Source organism: Achromobacter sp. UBA2119, assembly GCF_002331005.1.
GTDB classification, from domain to species: domain Bacteria; phylum Pseudomonadota; class Gammaproteobacteria; order Burkholderiales; family Burkholderiaceae_B; genus Achromobacter; species Achromobacter animicus.
The window spans coordinates 257,885-284,864 of the sequence record NZ_DCYD01000008.1 but is presented as its reverse complement, the minus strand read 5'-3'; the positions used below and the strand labels follow the sequence as shown (position 1 = coordinate 284,864).

Here is a 26,980-nt window from a genome sequence, read left to right as displayed (position 1 = left end):
CAACTTCCGTGAACCAAATCTCAAGTTGGATGAATTTCAACACCAACAGCCCGCCCTATCGTCGAGGACTTTCGAGCTCTCTCACGACGTCCAGAAAGTCCAGCTCCGTGTAGGCCATGGACGTTCGAACGTCGCCATGCCGCATGGCCTTAGCGATAACTCGGACGTCCACCCCGCGCAATGTCAGCTGGCGGCCGAATGTGTGTCGAAGCCAATGCGTCGACGCACGTTCCAGCAACGCGGCCTCGGATTCGCGCCCCGCTTCACGCAGCGATTTTGCACAACGAACAAACGCGCCACACACAATGTCCCAGAGTGTCGCGCGCCGGCGCACCTCGGCCCACAGCCGTTGACTTCGTCGCCCCACCACAGATTGCGGCGCTCGGTCCGTCCGGTGCAACTTTCGAGTCCGCGTGGATAAGACCAGCGCGGTGGAGTCGCCGCACACTGGCTCTGGCGGAAAGCCAAACGCATATCTGTACGCGCGGAGATCGTCCATTACCCGAGCTGGGACCGCAACACGTCCGACTTTTCCGCCCTTGCCATGTTTCACCAACAAGGACCAATGCGCACGACCGGTCTTTGGGTCCGCGTACAACTCCACGTCGCCCATGTTGGCTAACACGACTTCACTTGCGCGCATCCCGGTAAATTGCAGCAACCGAATGACGAATCGATCCCGCAGAAACATCAGCTTCTTCTCAACTGACGTGCATGGAATCTGTTCCATAAAATCCACCACTTCGTCGATCAAATCGGGAGGCACCGCATGCCGGCGCGGCGCTTCACGCCCTACTCCTCCGCCACTTCCGATCGATGCCATTGGATTAGCCCGCCGGTACCCCGCCTCGAACCAGAATTTTAGGAGCGCATGCAAGACCTTCTGCGCATTCGCCAGCGCGGATGCCCCAAGCCTGGCTCGAAACGGTGTCCAGTCGATATCCCCGGCGCGCGCGGCGCGTCTGCCGCAGAGATACTCACCCGATCTGTCTCGCAGAAAATCGAGATAACCCGTCACGTCGGGAATGGACCAGCGCCCAGGGCCATCCGACCGCACCAACTCGCAGTACCACCGGATGCGGGCAATTTCGCGTCGATAGTTCGCCAAAGTATGGTGACTTACGGGGGGCCTTCGCGCCGCAAGCACTTGAATCCAACGCTCGGCCGCGTCCCAGTCGTCGCGAACGGCCCCCAGAACGCATAGAGAGCCCTCAGGATCGCGCGCAATGGAAAGGGAAGGGATCTCCACCAGCACAGTCATCGCGCGGCCCCTGCGGCCCCTAAAGCGGCCCGACGATACGAGTCGAGCAGCGCTTGCTCTTCCTTCCTGAGCGCCTGCAGACCTTCATAGCGCTCTCGCCATAGGCGGCTTTCTGCTCGTGCGGCCTCGATCGCGCGCAGGGCGAACGCACGCCCACCCTTCTCCGCTTCTGTGACGTGCGTCACTGTGTTCACCAGCTCCGCCAACTTATCAGCCATAGCGTTGAGCGCACGCTCGGCACTACCCACTTCGCCCTGGGCGCGCGACAGCTCACAACTCTGTTCCAGTATCGCAGCTTCGAGCCGAGCGATATCAGCTTCCAACAGCCGACGCTGGCGGCGATGCTCCTCCAGCTCCACTGCAAGCAGCCGAACCGCGGTCGGCTCCTCCTGCCGAGGAGTTGCCGCCGCAGCGCGAGGCACAGTAGCAGTGCTGGGCACCGGTTCACTGCCGGGCGCCGGCAAGCTGGCGAAAGATCCCTGCACCCCGACCAGTACGGACAAAATGGTCGTGGTGGATGGTCTTCGCGACGGAGCGTAGGCGCGCAAGATCCGCTGGTATGTTGGCACGCCATAAAAGCGACCCGTGACGTCCAAAATGACTCGTATCAGCCCATCAAGAAATGCCCGGTTATCCGAAGCGGCCGGAAAGGATACCTGCAAATCGCCTATCGCCTTCATGATTCGCCTGGCATGGTCATCCGTTAGCTGAAATGACGGCCTACCCATTTTCCTCTGTCCCCGGAATGTCAATCATGAAAATCGTCATATTTATTACGGACCGATTTCGCAACCGTACACACCGCGCAGTGTGTACGGTAGTGCGAGCAATCTCGCTTGCTTCAAAACAGGCCTCAGCAATAGCCATTTCCAATGGACTGGCCTAGCGGTTCCATTTCGACTGAAACCCTTGTGCGGCGGGCGCGTTGGCCTGGTCGTATTCAAGGGCGATGACGCCCACCACAGCCATCACCGCAACGCCCAGCATCAGGCAGGAAAACCCCAAGCGTCCACGCAGCACCGCAGCGATGGCCACCCCCAAACTGACTGCCAGAATGACAAGACCGAGAACCATGAAGCTCACGCGACACCTCCTCTCAAGGCGGACCATTCTTCGGTGTTCGGCGCCTTGATGTCTGTCATGTGGCCGTATAGGCGCTCTGTCCGTTCAATCGCATAAATAGCCTCCATCATTCCGTCGACGAGCTGCCGCATTGACGCGACATCAAGCTTCGCTGTGACAGGTCGTTCCGCCTTCCCTAGACCCATATCGATCGCAAGTCTGCCAAACGCCCGAGTGCGCCCATCGCCCTCATCAAACGTCAGGGAGACCTGGCCCATCAATCCAATTGCCGATCTGAATCGGATATGAACATCAAGGTTTGCCATTTCCCTTCTCCCATTCGAAGTGGCGGCACTGCGGGAACTTACTGCAGCCTAGGAACCGCTTATCGGAAGTCGCGGATGCGCGGCTAACAAGCCGGCCGGAGCCGCAGGTCGGACACCCGGAGCCCACCGCGCCGGCCGGCACCGTCCTCCTGGCTGATGCCTGAGCCACCTCCCCGGGAGGCATTGACGCTGCGACGGCCGAGGTGCGGACTCCCGGCTTGCCGTCGTCGTCCGGCTGTGTGTGTTTGCACTCTGGATAAGCCGCACACCCCCAGAAGGCCCCCTTCGCACTCTGCCGAAGCCTTAGTGGCTTGCGGCACAGCGGGCACGGATAGATCTTCTGGGTGCCGCCTGCAGTGACGCCCGCACCAGTGACAGGCTCCGCACGGGGCTCAAACTCGAACTCCAGCCGTCGTTCTGCAGTCAGCTTAAGCTTGGCGTTGAACAGACGCTTGGCCTTGCTAACGAAGCCTTCAAGGAGGCCTGTTTTGCCATCGATGTAAAGCGCAGTCAGTTCAGCATCGGATAGCTCGCGTCCGGCAATCGACCTGGGCTGTCGGTATCCGCAGTCCTTGCTGCACTGCACCTGGCGCGCGCTGGCCTCTAGACCAGCCCCGCATTGCGGGCAGGGAGCAGCAAGGGCCTTCTTTGGCGCCGGCGGAACCGCCGCGGCGCGCGCCTTGAGCGTATCCACGAGACGCCGTGCGAACAACGCAGATTCGGCCATAAAGTTGGAGCGGTCATACTCTGCGCGCTCCATAAGTCGAAGCTTGCACTCCCAATCGCCGGTCATCCTGGGCGACGTCAATTCTTCGAGGCCGTTTGCCTCCAAGAACTGAACGAGCTGGATGCCCTTCTCAGTAGGCACGAGATGCTGCTCCTTGCCTTCCCGTCTTAGATAGGGCTCGATCGGGCGCTTGGCGCGGTCTTGATCTGCAAGAAGCGCCTCTAGAATGGAAGCCCTCGTTGCGGGGGTGCCGAGACCACGATCGCGCATCGCGTCCCGCATTTCTTCGTCCTCCAGCAGTTTTCCCGCTGTCTCCATTGCACCAAGCAATGTCGCCTCGTTGAACCGAGTGGGCGGCTTCGTCTTTTGCGCTACCAGCTTCATGCCCGCGTTTGAAGCCTTCTCGCCGACCACAAGGGGACAAAGAGATGTGCCATCATCTTCCGAATCGTGTTCCTTGCCGTACACAGCCATCCAACCCGCCTCCTGAAGCACGCGGCCTGATGCAATGAATGCATCGCCGGCCACGACAGTTGTTCGCTCAGTCTTGGCGAAGACTGCTGAGGGATGGAAAGCCGCAAGAAACCTGCGCACGACCAGGTCGAAAACTTTCGCTTCGCCATCGCTCAGCCCTTCCGGAATTTTCCCTGTGGGGATGATCGCGAAGTGATCCGAGATCTTCGCGTTATTGAAGATTCTCTTATCCGGCCGCACCCAACTGTTGTCGACGATGCGCTTCGCGTGCTCAGCGTACGCGCTCGCGCCCAGCGCTTGCACTACAGCTTGTGCTTTGCCAAGGTAGTCTTCCGGCAGCGCGTTGGAATCCGTGCGCGGATAGGTAAGGACCTTATGCTTCTCGTACAGGGCCTGAGTCAGGTCCAACGTCTTTTTGGCGGAGAACTTGAAGCGCATATTCGCCTCCCGTTGGAGCGTGGTCAAGTCGAACAGCTTGGGCGGTGCGCTCGACACCTCCTTGAACTCGTCGCGCACCGATGTGGGCACCGCGCCCCGGCATCGGGTAAGGAGGGCATCAGCCTTAGATTTATCCCATATGCGGTGCGATATATCCGCTCCGTCCGCCCCTTCTACGGAGGCTCCCCGCCAGCGCGCAACATACTCGCCGCCTTGCACGGCGAACGTGCCATGCACTTCCCAGTATGGCCGCGCCACGAAGGCCCGGATGGCGAGCTCTTGGTGAACAACAATCGCGAGTGTAGGCGTCTGGACTCGTCCGACAGAACTACGTTCCCGCCGCTCTGTGAGCGCCTCGGACAATGCAGAAACAGCCCTCGTCCCATTGATGCCAACAAGCCAGTCGGCCTCCGACCGGCTACGTGCTGCATCGCCCAGCCTGGCGTAGGCGGAGGCCGGCCGCAGGCCTTTGTAGGCCTCGCGAATCGCGGTCGCAGTCATGGATTGGATCCACATCCGAAAGACTGGCTTTTGCCCGTTGTGAAACTCGTAAATCAAGTTGAATATCAGCTCGCCTTCCCGGCCAGCGTCGCAAGCGTTGACCACCCGCGCTACGTCCGGGCGAGCGATCAACTTCCCCAGGAGCTTGAGTTGTTCGATAGTTCCAGGGATCGGGCTGAGGGCAAACCGTTCCGGGATCCGGGGGAGCCCACCGAATCCCGCCACCATTGGGCCAGCTTCTGGATCGCCGAGCTGCACCAAGTGACCGATCCCAGAGCTCACGATGAACTGCTCCCCCTCCAACCAACTCCCCGCCTGCCGGCATCCACCAATCGCCGCAGCAATGTCGCGCGCGACTGAGGGCTTCTCAGCAATTATCAGCGTCTTCATTTTTACCCTCCTGAAGAATTTGACGCGGCCACCCGGGGCGCGTTCCAACGTTGCGTTGAAAGTGGGCTCTGGTCATCTCCTCGCGGCCGAGCCGCCGGACTGACGCAAGCGCGCGCCCTGCGAGCAACAAGGCCGCATATGCGATGAGGTATTTGGCGAGTCGTTCATACACGGTCTTACCTGCCGTCGAGGGATGGGCGGCCAAGGCACCCAGGACACCGCAAGACCATACGAGGCCACAAACCATCCACATGATGTGCGGAGGTCTCATCGTCGCATTGCGCGCCCTCCTTAACACGACCGCAATCCCCACGACGAGCTCAACAGCGGGCCTCCGCACCCAGCCCAAGCCTCCGAAAACGCGTTTAGTCATGATGACCCCTATGCTGCGCGAGCCACAGGGCCTGCCCCCACGCCCTTGAGTACGACCACACCACCGCTGAGCCTAAGCAAATCCTCGACCCGTCGCTTCGCGTCCTGGAGCGTGTAGGCCACATCCGTTTTATCGGCCGTCTGCCACCAGTACCCGACAGACCCGACAAGGTCCACTCTGCCCAGAACCCGTTGCTCTTTGCCAACGCGCAGGACGTGCGATTCCCGGAACTGTTCCCACTTCGGCCTTCTCGTGCTGATACGCATCTCTACTTTCTCCACGACAGAGGTGGCCTCGCCACCCCTGGGAATATGAAATTTGGTTAGACCGCGGCCGGCGCCGTATCGGGGGCCTTTTGTGCATCAACCTGCGCCTTGGAGCGATACAACACCGACTCCACCCGTTGAAGCCCCAAGCTCACGCGTTCGGCGTCCATGCACATACCGGCTTCAGCTTGATTAGTTTGCTCATTGACCCAGGGCCGCACGTAAGTAGCCCCGACAACCGTGACCGAGGCGCCGACCCGCACGACTTCATAAACGCGCTTGGCCGTTCCCTCGTGCCAAATCGTCGCCTGAACAGGAAACGTCCGCGCATCGTCCTGCACGTACCCGCCTTGTCCGTCGGATTTGTATTCGGAGCACATCACGCGAAGTTCGCAAACCTGACGGTCTTCGCCCTTCACTTTGACCGTCTTCAAAACGGGGTTCATCAGAACGTTGCCGCTCATTTCGCTTCTCATTGCCATATCACTGCTCCAAAAAAAGTTGGTCCTCGTTAGGTTTGTGAGACGCTGGGACAGGGTCAGTCGCCCCGCTTAAGCGGCATCAAGGTTGCTGGTTTCGTTCATAGGGTTTCGCGTTTTGCCGCAAAACAGTCGCGCGCGCGATCCGATCATCGAATGCGGTGTGGGCCCATGCCGCGAGAACAAGGCAGAGGCACGATCCGACAAAAGGTATGCCCCATATTTCCGCGTCCACCAGGAAAAGGAAGATTGCCCATACGAGCAAGCCGATCGCAGCTAGACCGTTCGCGAACATTGCCGCTGCGAGCAGAAGCAGGATCAGCCGATCCATTGCCGCCCCGCCACCGAGCGTCCCATTAAGCATCGGCTTCACCATTACCCGAGCTGTTTTGCAGCAAAACGGCAGAGGGCTCTCCAAAGCCGGTTCTTTGGCGCAGCGCTCCATTTCGTAAATACGACTCCACTTGGTCGACCGCATGGCGCAATACGTTTTCCAACACATTTAGCTCCGCCGCTCTGACTTCGCAGTTCCGAAAGTGCTCTACGACCGACGGGGGTAGGCCGGCCAGAACGTCGCGCAGTGCTTCGAAGCGCACGTACCGAGCTTGTCCTCGGATGCACCAGCGCAGTCGGGTGCGACCCAGCGCTCCACGTCCGCGCTCCTCGACCAAACGTAGGTAACACCCTGCCTCGAAACGGGTCGTGTCCAGCGCCAGAGCGTCCATGGCATCCCTTGTCTGCGCCACCGAGTTCGCAAACTGCCGCGACAGGGAGCGGAACGCTCCCTTACCCTTAAAGGCTTTTATGTCCACAGATACGGATGAGAACGAATAAGACGGCAGGCCGGCACCCGTTCTCGACACCAGCAACTCATGACGTGCCGAATAACCTGCTTTGGGGTCCCGCGCAGCATTTACAGAGGGTGATGACATGATCGCCTCCACCTAGGCCAGCAAGTTCTTATCTACGCCTGCCGTGACCTCGTCCGTCAACGGCACAGCATCCAATAGGCGCAGCTCTGCCGGCGAGAGGTTCAACCGACGCTTCGTGTGTCGAGGCGCGTCTTCGCCCATGAACACCGCCTTGGGCACGTCTCCGAAGATTTTCTTGACTGCCTGCACACGCTGCTGAGCGACGACATCGGCCCCGGCTACAAAATCGACGCGGCTAAGCGCTACGAGTTCATCCTTCATCAGGTACTTCTGCAAATACAAAACACGCTCGAATACGCTCCGACACTTGTGCTTTACGGATTGCAGCAACGCATGTCCTTGGCGGCCTGATACTAGATCGCGGCGCTGGGCGCTCTTGAGCACGCGGGTGAAATAGTCGACCTCCACGATGAGCAGCGCCACCATGTAGCCGTAAGGAGACGCAAACCCAAGCTGCATCTGCGCTGGCTCGCGCGACTGGAGAACCGAATATGTCAGGCCCTTGCTCTTCATCTCTTCCAGTTTCTGAAGAAGTTGCGCTTGCTCCGCCTTGATGTAAGCACGCACGTCTTCGATCCGAGCCTTCGTTTCAACCAATGCCCAATCAGCATAGGGATTGTCGTTAGACGACAGAGACCAAAGAGAGCGCAGCGCAGCCGCGACCCGCTTTCCGCCCGCGATGGGAGCCCCTTGCTTGCCCAGCTCAACTGCTTTGCCCATAAACAGCCGGAGCGCCTCCAACGTATGAAGGGACATTACGTCTTGGCTTTCCGCGACAAGGGAGGGCAGCGTTCGTATCTGTCGCGCCTCGAAGTTCCCTACCAAGGGATCGGCTCCTGCACGAGCTTCATGAGATTGGCGCATCCGCTTGAACTCCGCTTCTCGCTCGTAGAAGAGCTGCAGGCGCCCGAAGAACGGGTTAGAAGGGTCGGGGTCATCCTCGCCCAGCAAGGGGCCCAGGGTGCGACGTTCGCCATCCAGGTCGTAGCGGTCAGGAAAAGGGGAGGTGTCGGCCGTCGCGAACGCAGACAGGGACGAATCAACCGCCATTTTTTTGGGTGCCATCAGGCGCTTCTCCGTTGTTGAATTTGTTTATTTGGGTGATGCTGGCCCACTCCAAAAGAACGCTGCTCCACCTGACCGTGGTCAACTGAGGAGCGGATTCCTTGGATCGGCTTGTTTTGCTGCAAAACACTCATGCTCGGGCCCTCCGCTCTGCCATCGCTGCTCGCAGTTCTGCCAGGCGGGCGCGGCCTTCTTCTTTCGACGACGGCTGCAAAGCAGGTGCGACGTCACCCGTCACAGCGGCCTCCGCTTCCCTTACCGAGGCGGACACGGCTGCAAGGTTGCGCCGGCGTTGAGCTTCAAGGTGCGCAAGTTCGGGTACGAAACGCCCTTGTTGGGCCAGGAGCACAAGTCGCCGTAGGTACCCGAGAGGGTTAGCGACAGCCTGTCTCCTCGCCCTGGCACCGTACTCGTCCAACAACGTCTGCCGGACAGCGGCCGGGGCATAGCCAAGGATCGACGTCGCACCCTCTCGGCTTCCAGCTGGGAGAACGTCTGGCCACAGTAGGATGTCCACATCAACCACCACGGACGCGTTTTGCAGCAAAACAGCTTCTGGCGCGCGTGCGTGGGTTGTGGTCGTATCTGTTTTCGAAGATGTATTCGTACCCCTTATAGAAGTGGACGAATCCTGCAAACTGCTACGTACTTTTCCGTCTATCTGCAATGGATCTTTCGCGCAATCTGGCTTTCCCGAATGGGAATTCCCAGCTTGCTCGATTCGTACATTGGCCTGCGGAGATCTTTGATTTTGTTGGAGTTGCGCCCCAACACCTGTGGACATTTGAAATGCTTGGTGGCGACGGGTTGTCGCGATACCTGCCACCTCAGCCCTTTTAGCGGCCGTCGCTTGGGAAGCGAACTGCTCCTGCAGCAGCTCACATAACAACGCCGGATCCACCTGCGTGTAGACGCGTTTAGCGCCTCTATTAAGGTGGAATTCCTGGACCAGCCCAAGCTCTTTCAACCGAGCCTTCGCGTTTTCCAGGGACCGTCGATTCAAGGCCAAGTCTTCCTGCCAGTTGAGCGCGGTCAGACTGAACCAGGGATATCCCGATTCGATCGATCGACGTTGCAGCTGCAGCAAGCGAGACAGCAACAGGCCCGCGTTCACTCCACCAGTCAAATCGGCAAGGATCCGATGGTATGCAGTGGTGGGGCCAAGCAAATCGCGTACGGCACGTTCCGGTGCGCGCATGAATTCGAATGTCAGCTCGACCGGTAGAGCCTCCTTTCTGCAGACTTCTAGAGCCCGTGCGATGTTCGGCAGGTTCATTCGGTACCAGAGTGTCGCCGGCCGGCCGGCAAGCGTTTCCTCAACAAAACCTAAGGTGCGAAGACGGCGCCGCGCCGTGTCCAGCTCAGCGCGGGATAGCCCCGTCTCCATCCACCACTGCTGCTGAGTCTTGAAGATCCAGCCGTTGGTCTGGGCAACGTCGCGCCCCGTTCGCGTCCAGTGCGCGAGTTGGGACAGTACGATCGCCGCCTTTGGATTCCCGGTCATGCGTGCTAGAAACAGACCAAAGGCGATCGGCCGGCTTTGCTTCAATGCCAGCCACAGGCGGTCGTAGGCAATATTTGTCGACATACGACTTTCAGCTGCTCAAGACGGGCAAGGGCTGAGCCGAGGCGGCATTATTCGCCTGGATGCGCAATTCCTTGTCTACGGCGAGCCAATTCACGCGCACGGCGGTACGTGGAGGCATTCCTGTCCGAAGGGTCTCAAGGAATCCCTTTCGCTCCAGCAACTTTCTGGCAGTGAGCTGCTCTTTGTAGGACAGCCCAAGACGTGTATGCCAGTCGAGCGGGTCGAGATAGACCCAGTCTCCCGCTAATTCCGAGAGGTCTCCGCGCGCGGCAAGGTCGCTGAGGATCGCTGCGGCGTTTAGACTGCCGGCGAGCTCCACAAACGCCCGATGAATGGTAATTGGTGCGTCCAAGACCCTGAGAAGGTAGTGCTCATTGGCCTGGTCCCGATGAGGCGAGGGGGCAGCCTCCGCTCTAGCGACGAACTGTCTGCCGAATGGGTCAAGCGCGAAGTCCCAGCTAGTCATTGCGGGCTCCCTGTGGGCGATTCACTCCACTCGCCTGCACCGTACTGCGGGTCGTTCGCCGCACTTGTGCGCAGTCCATAGTGACCGAGAGGAAACCAATCGAGCGTCGTGCCGACATACTGGTCGGCAGCGCCTTTCGCCGGCATCACATAGCAGGCAGGTAGCAAGAAGAGCTTATCCACGACCGCTCCTACCCAAGCCCACTCGGCCCGCCATGGCCTTCATGCGCGGTTGGTCCGCTGCCCGCTCCACGACCCGTCGCATTGCGAGCGTGTACGTAAGAGGACGCATCGCCGGCGTGCCTTTGAGCACAGTGACAGGCACGGCGCCTTCATAGCCAGAGGCTTGAGAGACCGTGGAAACCGCAATTTTTTCCGAACTCATCGACCACCTCCGGTTAGCGTTGGTTAAGTGCGGCAAACAGCGTCAGCAGCGTGTGCTGAGGGAACGCATCGTGAAGCGCGAGATATCGTTCACGAACGTCTACAGTGGTGCTGTGCAGTTCTTTCCAGATGCTATGGACGCGCAGGTACTCGTCAGGATCTAGCTCCACGGCTGGTCCGGGCTGACTCAAACGCATTTGCGTGCGGATCTGCTCCACCTCCGCAGCTGGTATTGAGGGAAATAGCGCTCGGATCAGCGACCCGCTTGCTTGGGCGCGGACGAACTTCCGAAGCTGCTCCATATGCTGCTGGCGTTGCTGGTGTTCGCTTTGCTGCGCCACCAGCGCCTCCTGGTCGACGTAGATCCGCACAGTCACTGCCGGCAGCATGGCGTCGAGCCCGCGGTCGCGAAGGCCGGCCATGAGAAGCTCGGCCGTTTGCTCGGGTATTGCGCCGTCGGCATACGCGCGCCGACGAATTTGCTGATTCAGCTCGCGCAACGCTTTGCGCTTTAGCGTCGGATGGGTCAGTTCCAAGAAGTTCAAGACACACCTCCAATCAGCTCCAGAGGCACGCCAACCGAATGCCAAAATGCATCGCTGGATCGCTCGGGAAAGGCTTCATTGAACATGCGCACGGCCTGGATCACCCGGAGGTACAACGGGCCAGTGGCGTCGCTTGGATCGGTCATACGCCTCACGACGTGATAGGACCCATCCGCGTAGACGGGATCGCCGAGCAGCGCCTCGCAGGCTTCCTGCCAGGCGTCGGTACTATCGGCATGCCGTTTAAAGTCCGTGTCCGGAATGACCAGCAGTCCTGCTGGCGTGTTTTGTTGCGACAAGAGCACAAGCCACCACCACGCGTAGTAGCGTTCTGCCTTCTCCCCCCCCTGCAGAGCCTGCTCTTGCAGGGAGCCACGGTCCTGCCCTACGTCTGCGGGGACTTCCACCATGAAACGCAAGGGAAGTTCCTCGATGGCCATGAGGCACCCTTGAAGATGGCTGGCCGCGACAAGGTCCTCCAGGGAGTGCCAGAGCTCGCGCTCGGCCGCTTCGCGGCTATCTGCGCGTCGTTCTGTCGGCTCCGTGGGGGATTCGGAGGACGCACTACGACGGTCGCGTGGTCGGTCGGCGGATGGTGTCTTTACCTCGTCGCGCGCTATCGCCGGGGCGGTATCCGCATCGGTGCTGAGCGACGCCCCTAGCGATGAAACGTTTTCGCCTTGCGTAGTGCCATCCCCGATGGCTGAACCAGGTATGGTCGAACTTGGCCGCTTCGCATCGCGCATGAGGGTGATCGCGTCGATGTCCGAGTCAGCCTGGATGAGTAAAACCGCGCGTTGGAGCTCGTCAGTGGCGAGTTGGGTACGCTGCCCGAAGTTCTCTTCGAGGCGTGCATTGAATGCCGCAAAGTCCAGGGCTCTTGTCGCGACGTAGCGATCGCGCATGTGGTCGACTGCTAGCGTCCATGCCTGTTCCAGAGCGGCGTCGGCGCCGAGCTTGGCCGCAACGGTCGCCAGACGGCTGCGCGCCGGGATGAAGCGGTCCTGTACATCACGCCTAGAGAGATGCGTTGCAGCGCACGCAAGCTCCGAAAGGTGCTTCATGGTGAAGCCGTAGTGACTAAGAAGCGCCGGCGACGCCTGTATACCCTCCTCGGCCTTAAGCAGCTCAGAGAAATCCCGCAGGGAAAGTGGCGATCCTCGCTCGCGTTCCCATTCCTGCTTGAGGTCAAAAGTCGAGCGAGCAGCGTCCCAAAACAGGAGACCAGAACGTTGGTCGTTTTCAACCATGTGCGCGGCGAGCAAGGCGGCTTCGCTACGGTAAGGAACCATAACGAAGTCCATGTGCAGGAATTGGCTTTCGCCCTCGGCGACCAGTTCCTGCAAGATCTCCAGGCGGGTATTTCCGCCCTTGGCCGGGATGTAGTGCTTCTCTCCTGGCCTCTGCGTCACGGAGATCATCTGATCGAGGCCACGCTTGCGCACGGACTCCTTAATTTCGTCGTATTTCTCATTGCGGACCGTACGCGGGTTGCGCTCGTACAGCCGACAATCGTCCCGAACGTTCAGGGTTATGACGTTCGTCAGGGCCGAGTCGATGGCTGCGGGTTCGGGCGACCTCTCGCTCAACCGCGAAGCGATCATCTGGGTGAGGTCGATTCTCTTTGAGGCCGGCTTCATCAGTGCCCCCTCAGGATCGGAAGCTTGTCGTCTTCACCGGCAAGCGCGGTGGCCATGAAGACCAGATCATCTTCGCCAAGCACGCCCAGGTTTCTATACGCACTTACCGCGCCCAGAACGATCCCGAGGTGCAGGGCGCGCTCGGGTGATTCGGGCATTGCACGGTGCAGCAGGCCTAGTTCGGTATCCAAGTGCTGGAGAGCTAATTCCTTGTTTGTAGTCACGGCTCGATCCTCCCGGAGCTAATGGCCGACCACGCGTTCAGATACGGCACAGGGTCGGGCACGATGAATATGGGATGGGGGACGCAGCGGTGGAGGACGGGGTCCTCGAATATGCGAGCTGCTTCACTCTTCGACACGCCCATGCGGCGCATTTCGCTGAAACTGACGACTTCGGCCGGGGCCGTTGCTGCGGGTTCTAGGCCGATCGGTCGCATAGCGAGGAGGGCTGTTTGAACCACCGCAGCGGCGCGCGCGCGGCGCATTTCCAGCGGTGCGTGATCTGGTGACACCGCCACGTAAAAAGTGAGCGGCGGCTGCTCCCCTGCGGCGGGAGCGGTTGCCCGAAACAGGTCACCAATATCGGGCAGGTCGAGCATTCGAGTGGCGGTTTTCATAGCTCAGGCCTCCGCTTCTTCAGCCTGGCCTTGACCGTCCACATAAATGCCGTTCAATGCCGGGAATAGCTCCCAGGCAAGGCGGTGCATCACGTCCCACGGCGCCTTATCGACTTTTCGGCGGTCGTACTGGTGAACAGGGACCCGTGCGGTCGCCGCTGCGGTATAGGCAGCGGCATGCGGCACCACAGTGTTCAGAATTCCTTTGACCTGCTTATGGCCTGCGAAACTACGACGGATCTGATCCGCGACCTGACGTGCATTGTTATTGCGCTCCAAGGCGCTAATCACCACGTACAAGTCTCCGCTGCGGAAGTCGGTACCGAAGTCGGACAGGCTGTTTAACGAGTCCATCATCCTTAGCGTGCCGTCGGCGAATTCAGCCGCCGACAGCACGTCGGGTTTGATGGGCGACAGGATCACGTCCGCCGCCATAGCAGCAGTCTTCTGCAGTTCACCCGCCGCGCCCTGCGTGTCGATGATGATCACGTGGTACTTGTCGACGGCTGCGGAGCGTCGGACCGCTCGGCGCAAAATTAAAAGCCGGTCTTCGCGGTCCTTCAACCATGTCTGCAGATTGCCTGATACCGCGTCCGAGCAAACGATGTCGATACCTGGGATTGACGTCTTGCTGATGCAATCTTCAGTGACGAGGCCGCCACGAGTGACGACGCGCGTCAGGCCATGCTCGGCCCTGTGCTGGATGGGGTAGTACTTGGTCAAGCTGTTCTGTTCATCTGCATCGAACAGCAAGACCTGCATTCCAAAATCGGCAAATATTCCCGCGAGATTGGCGCAGGTTGTCGTTTTCGTGACTCCACCTTTGGTGGACGCGACAGCGATCACGTGTGGCATGGCGTTCCTCTATTTCGGCGTGGGGCCAACGGCCCAGTTGCATACCCGTTCAAGGGCGGTTATCGTTAGCTAAAACACAGTTCTGTGTTACACGATTTTGTGTAATTCAGGGCGACATTACCCGAATCCGTGTAATTCGGCAAGATAGGACTGGCGATGGAATATCAGGAATTCGTAGAAGCTGCGCTCAAGGGGCGCAGCGTGAACAGCATGGCGAAGGCGTGGGGTCTGAAACAACAGACCCTGGATCGCTATGTGAAGGGCACGCACCTGCCGGATTACCGGACTGCTATGCTGATGGCTCAGGAAGCCGGCGTCGCTATCGAGACGACGTTCATCCTGCTGGCGCAGGAAGAGAGCAAACGCAAAAAAGCCGGCGTCGCTTTCGCGATTCCGGCTCTTGCTGCTGGTGTCGAGAACACCACCAAAAATTCGACCACAAATCAGTGGTCGGGGCGAGAGGATTCGAACCTCCGACTCCTGCGTCCCGAACGCAGTACTCTACCAGGCTGAGCTACGCCCCGATCTTGACTACTCATTTAGCGGTGCTCAGACCCACTAAACGCTTCACTGCACTTTCTTCACCGCACTTTCTTCACCGCACTTTCTTCACTGCTTTTTTCACATCAGGCCGTCTGATATTCAGACCCCCTGGATGAATTTCCAACCGCCGTTTTTTGCTAGCGATCTCTATTCACCGCGAAAGCGCAGAATTCTAACAGAGAATTTTGAAAAGGGGAAATGGGGTAGATCGAAAGGGCTTCACGGGCCCGATCTGCCTCGGCCACGGCGGCCAGGCGGGCGTGTTCCAGCGCGTCCGTGGCCTGGATGGCGGCGGCCACGGCAGCGAAGTCGGCGTCGCCCGTCTTGATGGCGTCGCGGATCAGTTGCTGTTGTTCAGGCGTACCCACTTCCATGACACGGATCAGCGGCAGCGTGGGCTTGCCTTCGCGCAGGTCGTCGCCGACGTTCTTGCCCAGCGCGGCGGCGTCGCCGCTGTAGTCCAGGACGTCGTCGACCAGCTGGAACGCGGTGCCCACGTGGCGGCCATAGGCGGCCGCGGCGGCTTCCTGCTCGGGCGTGGCGCCCGCCAGCACGGCGCCCACCTGGGCAGCGGCTTCGAACAGCTTGGCGGTCTTGTAGCGCACCACCTGCAGGTAGCGCTCTTGCGAGACGTCCGGGTCATGCACGTTCAGAAGCTGCAGCACCTCGCCCTCGGCGATCACGGTGGTGGCTTCGGACAGGATGCTCATGATGCGCATCGAGTCGGCCTCGACCATCATCTCGAACGACCGCGAATACAGGTAGTCGCCCACCAGGACGCTGGCCGCGTTGCCGAACACGGCGTTGGCGGTTTCGCGCCCGCGGCGCAGGTCGGACTCGTCCACCACGTCGTCGTGCAGCAGCGTGGCGGTGTGGATGAATTCCACGACGGCTGCCAGCAGTTGGTGATGGGTGCCTTCGTAGCCCAGGGCGCGCGCCACCATCAGCACCATGGCCGGGCGCATGCGCTTGCCGCCCGCTCCAATGATGTAGTCGCCGATCGTGCGGATCAGAACCACATCGGAATTCAGCCGCTCGCGGATAACCGCATCGACGGCTTTCATATCGTCAGCTATGGGGGCAATGAGCGCGGGGAGATTCAAGACGTATCCGACAAGTGTGAAGCGAGCCGCGTGACGGCTCTTACCGCTGGGCCCGCCAGCGGTCGGCGGGGGATTCGACCGTGGATTATACGGGGAGTGCGCAGGAATTCCGGGCGCGCATGCCGCAAGCGGCAAGGCCCGGCGCTGCGGGCCCTGCCCCGGGTCGGATCCAGCGGCGGGCTCAGCGCCCGTACGGCAGCAGCCCCCGCGCGGCCAGGTTGGCGTAAAGCGCGCGCACGCCAAACGTCCAGGGCGGGATTTCGGTGGCCAGTTGCACTTCATTGACCAGTGCGCCCAGGCGCTCCGAGGCGATGACGACCCGGTCGCCGGTCACGTGGGTGAAGCCGGTGCCAGGGCCCTTGCGGTCCTTGGAGGGCGAAAACATGGTGCCCAGGAACAGCATGAAGCCGTCGGGATACTGATGGTGCACACCAAAAGTCTGGCGCACGAGGTCCAGTGGGTCGCGGCTGATTTCGCGCATGTGGCTGACGCCGTCCAGCTCGAACCCGTCGGGGCCTTCGATGCGCAGCGAGACGTCGGCATCGCGCACGCTGTCCAGCGTGAAGCCGCCATCGAACAGCCGGATGAACGGACCGATGGCGCAGGACCCGTTGTTGTCCTTGGCCTTGGTCAGGAGCAGCGCGCTGCGGCCTTCGATGTCGCGCAGGTTCACGTCGTTGCCCAAGGTGGCGCCCACCACTTCTCCCCGGCTGTCGACCGCCAGCACGATCTCCGGCTCGGGGTTGTTCCACTGCGATTCCGGCAGCACGCCGATCCGCGCGCCGAATCCCACCGAAGCCATGGGCGGTGTCTTGGAAAAGACCTCAGCGTCGGGGCCAATGCCCACTTCCAGATATTGCGACCACTGGCCCCGCTCGATCATTTCGGCTTTCAGGCGGATGGCTTCGGGCGATCCCGGGCGCAGCCGGGACAGATCCGAGCCGATCAGCGCCTGCATCCGCACGCGGATTTCCTCCGCGCGGCCGGCGTCGCCGCCCGCCTCTTCCTCGATCAGGCGTTCCAGCAGACTGATGGCAAAGGTGACGCCCGCCGCCTTTACGGGCTGCAGATCGCACGGCGCCAGCAGGCGCGGGCCATCGGCGCCTTGCAGCGTGGCCGCCATGAGGGCGCGCGCGTCGCCCAGGGATTCGCCCTTGGCCTCGCGCGCCACGGCCACGCGGTCGGGATGGTCCAGCAGGTCGGATACGGTCGGCGCCGTGGCGGTGATATCGATCACCTCGCCCGCACGGACAACGACCACGCTGGGTCCGCCGGCAGGATCGGGGCGCCAGACGCGGCCCACCAGCAGGGCGTCGGGCAGGTCGGCGGGCAGCAGGTTGTTGTCGTTCATGGTGTCTCCTCGCGTAATGCCCGATCCGGGTGGCGGGCGCGTGATTGTTTTGCGCCGGGGTACCGCCCGGGCGTCGGTGGCGCGGTCGCATGAGTGGCCGGCGGGCATGGCAGCCCCACGCGCAATCCTGCGGCATGGGCTTCCGGCGCCGAGGCACTCCCATCGGCATCGCGGACCAGTCTAGGAGACTTCATTTATCATGTCCAACATCTTGCATTTACGTCCAACCTATTGGAATCATGGCTGCCGATTACGACGTCCCCGCCATCCGCCGCACCCACGACATCCTGCGCATTCTGGCGGGCCGCCCCACGCCCGTGAAGGCCGCTGAACTCGCGCGGGCCTGCGAGATGCCCAAGAGCACGCTGTACCTGCTGCTCGACTGCCTGGAGCAACGCCGATGGGTCGAACGCCAGGACGGCGGCTACATCATCGGACTGGAATTGATGGCACTGGGCGCCGCCTACCTGCGGCACGATGGTCTGCAAGCGGCCTTTCACCATTCGGCCGCCGCCTTCGTGGACCGCTGCAACGAGGTAGTGCAATTGGCCGCGCTGGATGGCTTTGACGTGGTGTACCTGGCGCGGGAAGATGCACGCCGGCCCGTGCGCCTGGTGTCGGACCTGGGCTTGCGGCTGCCCGCGCACGCCTGCGCGCTGGGCAAGGCGCTGCTCGCCAGCCTGACGCCCGAGGAGCTGGCGGCCCGGCTGCCCAAGACCCTGCCCCGCGTCACCGACCGCACGATCTCGGACGCCGCGCACCTGCATCGCGAGCTGGACGAGGCGCGCCGGGAGGGCCTGGCCCAGGATCGGGAGGAAGTCGCCACCGGCCTCGTATGCTTTGCGGCCTTTGTTGGCGTCACGCCGCTGGGCAAGCGGGTCGCGGTCAGCACGTCCATTCCGACCGACCGGCTGGACGACGCCCACCGGCAAGCGGCCATGGACGGCATCCGCCGGGTGGCGCGCGACATCGCGCTGCGCGTGATCCCGGCCGTCTGAAGCCTTCACGCCACACCTAAGCCCTTAGCCTGCAACAGCTTTTTGACTTTCCAAAAGTCCCGGGCTAATATCTCGGATTCGGTCAGCAATGGCCGAATTACGTCGGTTGTTCGTGTATGCCCCCTGACGTCTTGGTCAGCCCTGAATCTTCGGGCATTTGGCAAGGGCGGTTCAGCAAGGCACCCTCGCCCAGCAGGGCAGGCCACACGAACGAACCCATTTACCTATTTAAGGAACACCCCATGTACGCGGTCGTAAAAACCGGTGGCAAGCAGTATCGCGTTGCCGCTGGCGAAAAACTCAAGATAGAACAGATACCGGCTGACATTGGGCAAGAAATCACCCTGGACCAAGTGCTGTCCGTGGGCGAAGGCGACCAACTGAAAGTTGGCACGCCCCTCGTCTCCGGCGCCGTGGTCAAGGCAACGGTTCTTGCGCAAGGCCGCCACGACAAGGTCAAGATCTTCAAGATGCGCCGTCGCAAGCACTATCAGAAGCGTCAGGGCCACCGTCAGAACTACACCGAAATCCGCATCGAAGCCATCACGGCTTAAGAAGCGACTCGGTACCACTTAGCAGGAGCTAAACATGGCACAGAAAAAGGGCGGCGGCTCTACGCGGAACGGACGCGACTCAGAATCGAAGCGTCTGGGCGTCAAGGCATTCGGCGGCGAACTCATTCCCGCTGGTTCGATCATCGTGCGTCAGCGCGGTACTCGCTTCCACGCTGGCGTGAACGTCGGCATGGGCAAGGACCACACCCTGTTCGCGCTGGTCGACGGCAAGGTTCAATTCGGCTTCAAGGGCGCATTGAACAAGCAGACCGTTTCGATCGTCGCTGCCGAGTAATCGGTTGGCAAGCCCGCGGCCCTCACGTCCGCGGTTGCATACGATCTGGAACGCGGTTCGCCGCGTTTCCCGAACGGCAAAAGCCCTGTCGCGTGCGGCAGGGCTTTTTTGTTTGAAGGCAATTGGCGAGTAAGCTCTCGATTGCCTCCCGGCGGCTCCCTGTACGGACGCCCGCCCTCACCCACTACACGCGCAGACACCATGAAATTCGTAGACGAAGCCACCATTGAAGTGGTCGCCGGTAAAGGCGGCAATGGCGTGGCGAGCTTTCGCCGCGAAAAATTCATTCCCCGTGGCGGTCCCGACGGCGGCGACGGTGGCCGCGGCGGCACCATCTATGCGGTGGCCGATCGCAACATCAACACGCTGATCGACTTCCGCTACGCGCGCCTGCACCGCGCCAAGAACGGCGAAAACGGCCGCGGCTCGGATCAGTACGGCGCTGCCGCCCCGGACATCACCCTGCGCGTGCCGGTGGGCACGATCATCCATGACGCCGACACCGGCGAAGTCCTGTTCGACCTGAACAAGCACGAACAGAAAGTCGTGCTGGCAGCCGGCGGCCAGGGCGGCATGGGCAACATCCATTTCAAATCCAGCGTGAACCGCGCCCCCAAGCAGTGGACGCCGGGCAAGGAAGGCGAGCACCGCTACCTGCGCATGGAATTGAAAGTGCTGGCCGACGTGGGTCTGCTGGGCCTGCCCAACGCGGGCAAGTCGACGCTGATCACCCGCATTTCCAACGCCAAGCCGAAGATCGCCGACTATCCGTTCACCACGCTGCATCCCAATCTGGGCGTGGTGCGCACGTCGCCGTCGCGCAGCTTCGTCGTGGCCGACATTCCGGGTCTGATCGAAGGCGCCTCCGAAGGCGCCGGCCTTGGCCACCTGTTCCTGCGCCATTTGGCGCGCACCCGCGTGCTGCTGCACCTGGTGGACGTGTCCACGCCGGACCCGGACGCCGATCCGGTCGAGCAGGCCGTCGCGGACGCCCGCGCTATCGTCGAAGAATTGCGCCGCTATGACGCCGAACTGGCCGCCAAGCCCCGCTGGCTGATCCTGAACAAGCTGGACATGGTGCCGGACCCCGAGGACACCAAGCGCCGCTTCCTGGAACTCTACGGCTGGACGGGTCCGGTATTCGGCATCTCGGGCCTGTCGGGCGAGGGCACGCAAGACCTGATCTACGCGCTGCAGGACTACCTGGACGCCGAACGCGAAAAGGAACAGCTTGCGCAGGATCAGGCCGAAGGCACCTACGTGGCGCCGGACCCGCGCTTTGACGACACGCGCACCGACGCGGACAAGCCGGCGGCGCCGCGCGGCGGTAACGAATAAGCCATAATCGCAGTCCTTTCGATTACGCTTTTTTTCGCCGCAGCCGGCCGCCATCATGTCTGCTGAATCACCCGCCGTTTCCGTCGTCACCCACGCCCAGCGCATCGTCGCCAAAGTCGGCTCATCGCTGGTCACCAACGAAGGCCGAGGCCTGGACCGCGCCGCCGTCGCGCACTGGGCCGCGCAGATCGCCGCCCTGCACAAGCAGGGCAAGCAGATCGTGCTGGTGTCCAGCGGCGCCATCGCCGAAGGCATGGCGCGCCTGGGCTGGCGCAAGCGCCCGTCCGTCATGCACGAACTGCAGGCTGCGGCGGCAGTGGGCCAGATGGGACTGTGCCAGGCCTACGAGGCCGCCTTCGCGGAACACGGCCTGCGCACCGCGCAGATCCTGCTGACCCACGAAGACCTGGCCGACCGCCACCGCTACCTGAACGCGCGCAGCACTCTGTTTGCACTGCTGCGTCTGGGTGTCGTGCCCATCGTGAACGAAAACGACACGGTCGTGACCGATGAAATTCGCCTGGGCGACAACGACACGCTGGGCGCGCTGGTCACCAACCTGATCGAAGCCGACACGCTGGTCATCCTGACCGACCAACGCGGCCTGTATGACTCGGATCCGCGCAAAAACCCGCAAGCCAAATTCATTTCGCATGCCCAGGCCGGCGAACCCGCGCTGGAAGCCATGGCGGGTGGCGCGGGCAGCGGCATCGGCACCGGCGGCATGCTGACCAAGGTGCTGGCCGCCAAGCGCGCGGCGCACAGCGGCGCGCACACCGTCATCGCCTCGGGCCGCGAACGCAACGTGCTGACGCGACTGGCCCAGGGCGAGTGCATCGGCAGCGAATTGCAGGCCGTGCTGCCGGTGTGGTCGGCGCGCAAGCAATGGCTGGCCGATCACCTGCGGCTGCGCGGCCGCGTCGTGCTGGACGACGGCGCCGTGCAAGCGTTGCTGCGCGAAGGCAAGAGCCTCTTGCCCATCGGCGTGACCGACGTCGAGGGCGAGTTCGGCCGCGGCGACGTCGTGGCCTGCGTGGACAGCAAGGGCGTGGAATGCGCCCGCGGCCTGATCAATTATTCGTCTGCCGACACGCGCCGCATCCTGCGCCAGCCGTCGTCGCAGATCGCGCGCATTCTGGGCAGCATGACCGAACCCGAGCTCATGCACCGGGACAACCTGGTGGTGCTGTAAGTCAGACGCCGTCCGCCACCGAAGGCGTCCTGCCCGCGCCTTCGGGCAGCAGGATGTACCCCCACCCCCGCACCGCCAATAGCGGAAGTTCGATATTGAACCGGCGCGCCTTGCTGCGCAGCCGCGACACGACGACATCCACGCGCCGCGCGCCGTCCAGGGGGTCGCGCGTTTCCGCCGGAAAGAAGTTTTCGCGATGCAGGCAGTAGCCCGGCGCGTTGAACAACCGCATCAGCACGGCGCGCTCGCGCAGCGTGAGCGGCAGCCGCTGACCCGCAGGGCCCACCAGCACCCGCCCCGGCGCAACGACGCGCCACGCGCCCGGTCCGCATCGCGAACGCCGGAACAGGCTGCGCAACAGCGCATCCCATTCCAAGGGCTCCATGCCGGCCGGCACACAGGCATCGACGCCCGCGTCCAGCGCCGCCGCGCGCTCGGCCGCGGTGGCGCTGCCGTCCTGCCACACCACCCGGGCGCCAGGCGCGGCATAGCGCAAATGGCCGACAAGGTCGGCAATGCCGGCGCGCGGCCCCTGCAGCGCCAGCAGATCCGGCGCCTGGTCAGGCAGGTGTTCCTGCAGCGCGTCCACCGATGCGAAGACGCGGGTCTCCCATTGAAACTGGCGCAGCACGGCGGCAAGACGCCACCCCGCCACATTCTCAGATGGCACGATGAACACGCTGCCCCGCTCCCACATGCGACCGCCTCAGAAGTTATCACCCTAGTGTTACTTATATCCACCAACGTGACCGACCTGCAAGCTTCAATCGCCCTGTGAAAACATTCTCAGACCGACTGAAGCATGCGCGTCTTCTTCGTGGCCACACGCAGAAGGCGCTCGCCCGTTTGGTGCGAATCTCCCAAAGTGCTATCGGCAGCTACGAAAGTGGTCTGCGGCATTCGAGCCGATCCGCGCGCAAGCTGGCGCAGGTGTTGAAGATCGAAGTCGAATGGCTGGAGACCGGCAAGGGTCCCATGGAACTTCCCCTGGAAGCCTACGACCTGAGCAATACCTTGCCAGTATCAGGCGTGTCCGACGCCGCGCCGCGCCCTGGCGGCCGGCCCCGCCCGCAGGCGCCTTGGCCCTACCCCAACATTTCGCCCTCGCAATTCGAGTCGCTGACGGCTGACGAACGGGCAATGCTCGAAGCGTTGACCCAGACCTTCATCGAAACCACATTGCTTCGCCGCGGCGTCAAGCCGCGCGGACGCAAGATCGGCTGATTGCGATACAGGCGGGCGGTCGTTCACGCGGAACCATTCATCCCGCTCTTGTTGGACGCCCGCGATGCAAGCGCCGCCCCTTCCGGACAAAAACGCGGCGCAAAAAAACCGGCTACATGAGCCGGTTTTTTTTGCGCGCCCTGAATCAGGGCTTGGCGGCGGGCGCCGGCGCAGGGGCCGTGCCACCTGCCGCGGGAGCGGCGTCGCCACGGATGCGGGCGGCGATCTCGGAAGCGGCTTGAGCCGAAGGCACGCCGAATGCCAGCACGCCGCGGTTGAGCGGTTCGCCGATCAGCGGCGCGGCAACCAGTTCCTGATCGATCACCAGAGCCAGGACGCTGCCGACGTTGGCGGTGCTGACGGTGGTGAGCTTGCGCGTGCCGGCTTCAGAGAAACGCAGGCCAACAAAGTTCTGACCTTGGCGGTCCACCAGTGCGGCGGCATCGGTCAGGTCGGCGCGCGTGAGGACGGGCGTTTCCTGCAGATAGAGCTTGCCGTCCGGGAGGCTGACTTCACGCAGGCCGGCGCCGGGTTCGCGCTTGGCGAGATAGAAATCCACGCGCGCGGCGGTCGCGGGCGTGGCGGCTTGCTGGCCCGCTTGAGGCGTGGTCGCGGCGTCGGACGTCTTAGTCGGGGCGGTCTTGCAACCCGCTAGCGCCAATGTCACGACAACGAGGGCGGGCGCCAAAGTGCGTAGGTTCAGTTGCATGCTCGATTCCTTCTTAAGTGGGCTGATGCCGAACGGTAAGACTCTAAGACTGTACACGCGGCGGGTGGAAAAAAGTGTACCGAACCTGCATGACGGTGTCTGCCTAGACTGAATCCAAATGTAATGCAGTAATACCAGCCTGCTTGAAAAGCCCTATTTACGCGGCTTGCGGCATTCCCAATAGATTGATGAATGCGCCGGGTCTGCTTGGCTCTATACTTAGCGTTCACGCAGGGGTACTCGTCCCGCTTCAGGGCGGCGACGTGTTGAGAGAGTCCCTTCGTACCAGTACGGATAATGCCGATGCTGGGAGCGTATTCCCGCCGCGCGTCTTCGCACGCCTGGACGGGAGTCCATCCCGATCGGCTCCAACCACTCGCTTGGAGCTTTCCATGAACGCCAATCCCAAATTCCTGGCCGCTACCGCCGAAGTCGACGCGGCGGCCGTCGCACCGCTGCCCAAATCCCGCCGCGTGTATGAAGTGGGCTCACGCCCCGACATCCGCGTACCCTTCCGGGAAATCGAACAGGACGACACGCCGACGATGTTCGGCGGCGAGAAGAACCCGCCGCTGACGGTGTACGACTGTAGCGGCCCGTACACGGACCCCGAGGCCAAGATCGATATCCGCCGCGGCCTGCCGGAACTGCGCCGGGCCTGGATCGAGGAGCGCGGCGATACGGAGCTGCTGTCCGGTCCCACCAGCGATTACGGCAAGTCGCGTCTGACCGATCCCAAGCTGACGGCGATGCGCTTTGACCTGCAGCGCCCGCCGCGCCGCGCAAAGTCAGGCGCGAACGTGTCGCAGATGCACTACGCGCGCCGCGGCATCATCACGCCGGAAATGGAATACGTGGCGATCCGCGAAAGCCTGCGCCGCGAGCACTACCTCCAGACGCTGCGCGACAGCGGTCCCGACGGCGAGAAGATGGTCAAGCGCCTGCTGCGCCAGCATCCGGGCCAATCGTTCGGCGCCTCGATTCCGGCCGCGATCACGCCGGAATTCGTGCGCGCGGAAGTGGCGCGCGGCCGGGCGATCATTCCGGCCAACATCAATCACCCGGAAGTGGAACCGATGGCAATCGGCCGCAATTTCCTGGTGAAGATCAACGCGAACATCGGCAATTCCGCGGTGAGCTCGGGGATCGGCGAGGAAGTGGAGAAGATGACGTGGGCGATCCGCTGGGGCGGCGACACGGTGATGGACCTGTCCACGGGCAAACACATCCACGAAACCCGCGAGTGGATCATCCGCAATTCGCCGGTGCCGATCGGCACGGTGCCGATCTACCAGGCGCTGGAGAAGGTGGACGGCAAGGCCGAGGACCTGACCTGGGAGATCTTCCGCGACACGCTGATCGAGCAGGCGGAGCAAGGCGTGGACTATTTCACGATCCATGCGGGCGTGCGACTGCCGTTCATTCCGATGACGGCAGACCGGATGACGGGCATCGTGTCGCGCGGCGGCTCGATCATGGCGAAGTGGTGCCTGGCGCATCACAAGGAGAGCTTCCTGTACGAACGCTTTGAAGAGATCTGCGAGATCATGAAGGCGTACGACGTGAGCTTTTCGCTGGGCGACGGCCTGCGGCCGGGCTCGGGCTATGACGCGAACGACGAGGCGCAGTTCGCCGAACTGAAGACGCTGGGCGAGCTGACGCAGGTGGCCTGGAAGCACGATGTGCAGGTGATGATCGAAGGGCCTGGGCATGTGCCGATGCAGATGATCAAGGAGAACATGGACCTGCAGCTGGAACACTGCCACGAGGCGCCGTTCTATACGCTGGGTCCGCTGACGACGGACATCGCGCCTGGCTATGACCACATCACGTCGGGTATCGGTGCGGCACTGATCGGGTGGTACGGCACGGCGATGCTTTGCTATGTGACGCCGAAGGAACACCTGGGACTGCCGAACAAGAAGGACGTGAAGGACGGCATCATCACGTACAAGATCGCGGCGCATGCGGCTGATCTTGCGAAGGGGCATCCGGGGGCTGCGATCCGCGACAACGCGCTATCTAAGGCGCGGTTCGAGTTCCGTTGGGATGATCAGTTCAACCTGGGGCTGGATCCGGATACGGCGAAGGAATTCCACGACGAAACGCTGCCGAAGGATTCGATGAAGGTGGCGCACTTCTGCTCGATGTGCGGGCCGCATTTCTGCAGCATGAAGATCACGCAGGATGTGCGGGATTATGCGGCGGCTCAGGGCGTCAGCGAGAAAGAGGCGCTGGCGAAGGGGATGCAGGAGAAGTCGGTGGAGTTTGTGAAGAAAGGAAGTGAGGTTTATCACCGGCAGTGAGTTGCGGGTGTGGCTTGCGGCTTGCGGCTTGCGGCGGATCGGGTTCTTTAGACGCCCGGCGCGTCGTGGGCCTGGGGTGGGCGGGGCTCCGATTGCGGTCCGGAGCCTTCGCTCCGGACTGCCCCTTCGTCAACCTCGTACGCCTTCGGCTCCCTTCGGTTTCCCTCGGGCGCATCTAAACGCCCCGCCCACCCCAGGCCCACGCCACACCGGGCTCGAGTTGCTTAATCTTCCGGGGCGTTGGGGCGAGTCGGGTTCTTTAGGTTCTTGCCATCCGCGAGGTGGAAGAGAAGCGTCTTGCGGTGCCCGCCCCCGGGCGGCCGCGCGGGCGGCCTTCGTGGGCTTACGCGTCGTCTTGCGTCGTGGCGATGACGCTTCGCGTGTGGCGGCATCTGGTTGGGATACCGTCTGGCACCGTCGGTTTCGTAAGACCAAGCCGGGTGTCTGACACCGCCATCGGACGAGGTCAGACACAGGCAGCGGCGGACGATCTCGCCAAACTCAACCAGTACCGACGTTAATCGCCACTTGAACTCAAGTGCCCGATGGGCGGCGCGCGTACGGGTCGGCAGGTTGTAGCGGACCGTTGACGCGCGCCGCCCATCACGGCCCCTCCCCCGTCGGCGAGCACCATTAGCAAACCGATCCCCACCGGCGCGCAAGCGCACACCACCCCGACGTCCCACGGGACAGATGCTGGGTTGCCGCCGCCCGGGCGGCAGCAACCCGGCGGCCCCGCAGATTTCCTGCCCTGAACACAGGTCTTGCAGCGCCCCATACCAAAGACCCTAGCAGCACGGCGTCGCGGTCACCGTGGGCGCGAGCGCCGTCGATGCGCCCGAGGGAATCCGTAGGGAGCCGAAGGCGGACGAGGATGACAACGGGGCAGTCCGGAGCGAAGGCTCCGGACCGCAATCGTGGGCGATCGTGCCCACGGTGACCGCGGCGTCGGGCGACCTACGAAGATCTGATATGAC

Annotated in this window: 28 protein-coding genes and 1 tRNA gene; 7 read left to right on the top strand and 22 right to left on the bottom strand. The window is 62.2% G+C overall.

All coding sequences use genetic code 11. The features are described 5' to 3' along the window. Nucleotides 1–55 precede the first annotated feature (55 nt). The 20 genes from B3098_RS05090 to B3098_RS04995 form a co-directional block, all read right to left on the bottom strand. Nucleotides 56–1,261 (bottom strand): tyrosine-type recombinase/integrase, encoded by a 1,206-nt coding sequence (locus tag B3098_RS05090; RefSeq protein ID WP_254607198.1) that lies wholly within the window; start codon nt 1,259–1,261, stop codon nt 56–58. Further along, the gene (locus B3098_RS05085) at nt 1,258–1,941 is read right to left on the bottom strand and encodes a hypothetical protein (RefSeq protein ID WP_254607199.1); all 684 of its coding nucleotides are present in this window, start codon (nt 1,939–1,941) and stop codon (nt 1,258–1,260) included. The genes B3098_RS05090 and B3098_RS05085 overlap by 4 nt, the downstream gene beginning before the upstream one ends. A 202-nt stretch (nt 1,942–2,143) precedes the next feature. Further along, nucleotides 2,144–2,344, bottom strand: a complete 201-nt coding sequence (locus B3098_RS05080; RefSeq protein ID WP_175156555.1) for a hypothetical protein — start codon at nt 2,342–2,344, stop codon at nt 2,144–2,146. Continuing rightward, nucleotides 2,341–2,649 (bottom strand): hypothetical protein, encoded by a 309-nt coding sequence (locus tag B3098_RS05075; protein WP_175156556.1) that lies wholly within the window; start codon nt 2,647–2,649, stop codon nt 2,341–2,343. The genes B3098_RS05080 and B3098_RS05075 overlap by 4 nt, the downstream gene beginning before the upstream one ends. Then, nucleotides 2,636–5,179: a DNA topoisomerase gene (locus B3098_RS05070; RefSeq protein ID WP_175156557.1), complete on the bottom strand. Its 2,544-nt coding sequence runs from the start codon at nt 5,177–5,179 to the stop codon at nt 2,636–2,638. Before B3098_RS05070 ends, B3098_RS05075 begins: the two co-directional genes overlap by 14 nt. 695 nt (nt 5,180–5,874) lie before the next feature. Then, a complete protein-coding gene (locus B3098_RS05065; protein WP_254607200.1) occupies nt 5,875–6,282 on the bottom strand; it encodes a single-stranded DNA-binding protein in 408 nt (135 codons plus the stop codon). A gap of 97 nt (nt 6,283–6,379) precedes the next feature. Beyond that, entirely contained in the window at nt 6,380–6,673 is a 294-nt protein-coding gene (locus B3098_RS05060) for a hypothetical protein (RefSeq protein WP_175156559.1), read from the bottom strand. Further along, nucleotides 6,654–7,229 carry a hypothetical protein gene (locus B3098_RS05055; RefSeq protein ID WP_175156560.1) on the bottom strand — a complete coding sequence of 192 codons (576 nt, stop codon included), beginning with the start codon at nt 7,227–7,229 and terminating at the stop codon, nt 6,654–6,656. The genes B3098_RS05060 and B3098_RS05055 overlap by 20 nt, the downstream gene beginning before the upstream one ends. Before the next feature lie 12 nt (nt 7,230–7,241). Next, on the bottom strand, nt 7,242–8,294 hold the full coding sequence (locus tag B3098_RS05050) for a PFL_4669 family integrating conjugative element protein (RefSeq protein WP_175156561.1): 1,053 nt from the start codon (nt 8,292–8,294) through the stop codon (nt 7,242–7,244). A gap of 130 nt (nt 8,295–8,424) precedes the next feature. Continuing rightward, nucleotides 8,425–9,882, bottom strand: coding sequence for a hypothetical protein (locus B3098_RS05045; protein WP_088588751.1), 1,458 nt, complete (start codon nt 9,880–9,882; stop codon nt 8,425–8,427). A gap of 7 nt (nt 9,883–9,889) precedes the next feature. Continuing rightward, nucleotides 9,890–10,348 carry a hypothetical protein gene (locus B3098_RS05040; RefSeq protein ID WP_175156562.1) on the bottom strand — a complete coding sequence of 153 codons (459 nt, stop codon included), beginning with the start codon at nt 10,346–10,348 and terminating at the stop codon, nt 9,890–9,892. Continuing rightward, nucleotides 10,345–10,530: a hypothetical protein gene (locus tag B3098_RS05035; protein ID WP_175156563.1), complete on the bottom strand. Its 186-nt coding sequence runs from the start codon at nt 10,528–10,530 to the stop codon at nt 10,345–10,347. Before B3098_RS05035 ends, B3098_RS05040 begins: the two co-directional genes overlap by 4 nt. Before the next feature lie 215 nt (nt 10,531–10,745). Next, entirely contained in the window at nt 10,746–11,276 is a 531-nt protein-coding gene (locus B3098_RS05030) for a hypothetical protein (protein WP_175156564.1), read from the bottom strand. Beyond that, entirely contained in the window at nt 11,273–12,916 is a 1,644-nt protein-coding gene (locus tag B3098_RS05025; protein WP_175156565.1) for a hypothetical protein, read from the bottom strand. Before B3098_RS05025 ends, B3098_RS05030 begins: the two co-directional genes overlap by 4 nt. Then, nucleotides 12,916–13,140 carry a toxin-antitoxin system protein gene (locus B3098_RS05020; protein ID WP_175156566.1) on the bottom strand — a complete coding sequence of 75 codons (225 nt, stop codon included), beginning with the start codon at nt 13,138–13,140 and terminating at the stop codon, nt 12,916–12,918. The genes B3098_RS05025 and B3098_RS05020 overlap by 1 nt, the downstream gene beginning before the upstream one ends. Next, nucleotides 13,137–13,535, bottom strand: coding sequence for a hypothetical protein (locus B3098_RS05015; RefSeq protein ID WP_175156567.1), 399 nt, complete (start codon nt 13,533–13,535; stop codon nt 13,137–13,139). The genes B3098_RS05020 and B3098_RS05015 overlap by 4 nt, the downstream gene beginning before the upstream one ends. A 3-nt stretch (nt 13,536–13,538) precedes the next feature. Next, a complete protein-coding gene (locus B3098_RS05010; protein ID WP_175156568.1) occupies nt 13,539–14,390 on the bottom strand; it encodes a ParA family protein in 852 nt (283 codons plus the stop codon). A gap of 447 nt (nt 14,391–14,837) precedes the next feature. Next, nucleotides 14,838–14,914 (bottom strand) — tRNA-Pro (locus B3098_RS05005). 156 nt (nt 14,915–15,070) lie between these two features. After that, a complete protein-coding gene (gene ispB / locus B3098_RS05000; protein WP_063952160.1) occupies nt 15,071–16,036 on the bottom strand; it encodes an octaprenyl diphosphate synthase in 966 nt (321 codons plus the stop codon). Nucleotides 16,037–16,217: 181 nt separating this feature from the next. Beyond that, the gene (locus tag B3098_RS04995; RefSeq protein WP_286892136.1) at nt 16,218–17,387 is read right to left on the bottom strand and encodes a fumarylacetoacetate hydrolase family protein; all 1,170 of its coding nucleotides are present in this window, start codon (nt 17,385–17,387) and stop codon (nt 16,218–16,220) included. A gap of 239 nt (nt 17,388–17,626) precedes the next feature. Here B3098_RS04995 and B3098_RS04990 point away from each other — a divergent pair, with 239 nt between their 5' ends. From B3098_RS04990 to proB, 5 genes are all read left to right on the top strand, one after another. Then, nucleotides 17,627–18,385, top strand: a complete 759-nt coding sequence (locus B3098_RS04990; protein ID WP_286892134.1) for an IclR family transcriptional regulator — start codon at nt 17,627–17,629, stop codon at nt 18,383–18,385. Nucleotides 18,386–18,627: 242 nt separating this feature from the next. Then, nucleotides 18,628–18,939, top strand: coding sequence for a 50S ribosomal protein L21 (gene rplU / locus B3098_RS04985; protein WP_006216228.1), 312 nt, complete (start codon nt 18,628–18,630; stop codon nt 18,937–18,939). Between the two features lie 34 nt (nt 18,940–18,973). Beyond that, nucleotides 18,974–19,234, top strand: coding sequence for a 50S ribosomal protein L27 (gene rpmA / locus B3098_RS04980; RefSeq protein WP_006389959.1), 261 nt, complete (start codon nt 18,974–18,976; stop codon nt 19,232–19,234). A 201-nt stretch (nt 19,235–19,435) separates the two neighbouring features. Next, nucleotides 19,436–20,572 carry a GTPase ObgE gene (obgE, locus tag B3098_RS04975; protein WP_175122093.1) on the top strand — a complete coding sequence of 379 codons (1,137 nt, stop codon included), beginning with the start codon at nt 19,436–19,438 and terminating at the stop codon, nt 20,570–20,572. 55 nt (nt 20,573–20,627) lie between these two features. Further along, on the top strand, nt 20,628–21,764 hold the full coding sequence (gene proB / locus B3098_RS04970; RefSeq protein ID WP_175122092.1) for a glutamate 5-kinase: 1,137 nt from the start codon (nt 20,628–20,630) through the stop codon (nt 21,762–21,764). Between the two features lies 1 nt (nt 21,765). Here proB and B3098_RS04965 read toward each other — a convergent pair whose 3' ends face one another. Further along, the gene (locus B3098_RS04965) at nt 21,766–22,443 is read right to left on the bottom strand and encodes a helix-turn-helix domain-containing protein (protein WP_286892111.1); all 678 of its coding nucleotides are present in this window, start codon (nt 22,441–22,443) and stop codon (nt 21,766–21,768) included. A 116-nt stretch (nt 22,444–22,559) separates the two neighbouring features. On the opposite strand from B3098_RS04965, the gene B3098_RS04960 reads away from it, so the two are divergent. Then, the gene (locus B3098_RS04960) at nt 22,560–22,988 is read left to right on the top strand and encodes a helix-turn-helix transcriptional regulator (RefSeq protein WP_255595293.1); all 429 of its coding nucleotides are present in this window, start codon (nt 22,560–22,562) and stop codon (nt 22,986–22,988) included. Between the two features lie 145 nt (nt 22,989–23,133). Here B3098_RS04960 and B3098_RS04955 read toward each other — a convergent pair whose 3' ends face one another. Further along, complete coding sequence (locus tag B3098_RS04955) at nt 23,134–23,697, bottom strand: SecDF P1 head subdomain-containing protein (protein ID WP_175139481.1); 564 nt, start codon at nt 23,695–23,697, stop codon at nt 23,134–23,136. A 392-nt stretch (nt 23,698–24,089) separates the two neighbouring features. Between B3098_RS04955 and thiC the strand changes: the two genes are divergently transcribed. Beyond that, nucleotides 24,090–26,003, top strand: coding sequence for a phosphomethylpyrimidine synthase ThiC (thiC, locus tag B3098_RS04950; RefSeq protein ID WP_175122088.1), 1,914 nt, complete (start codon nt 24,090–24,092; stop codon nt 26,001–26,003). Nucleotides 26,004–26,980: the final 977 nt, after the last annotated feature.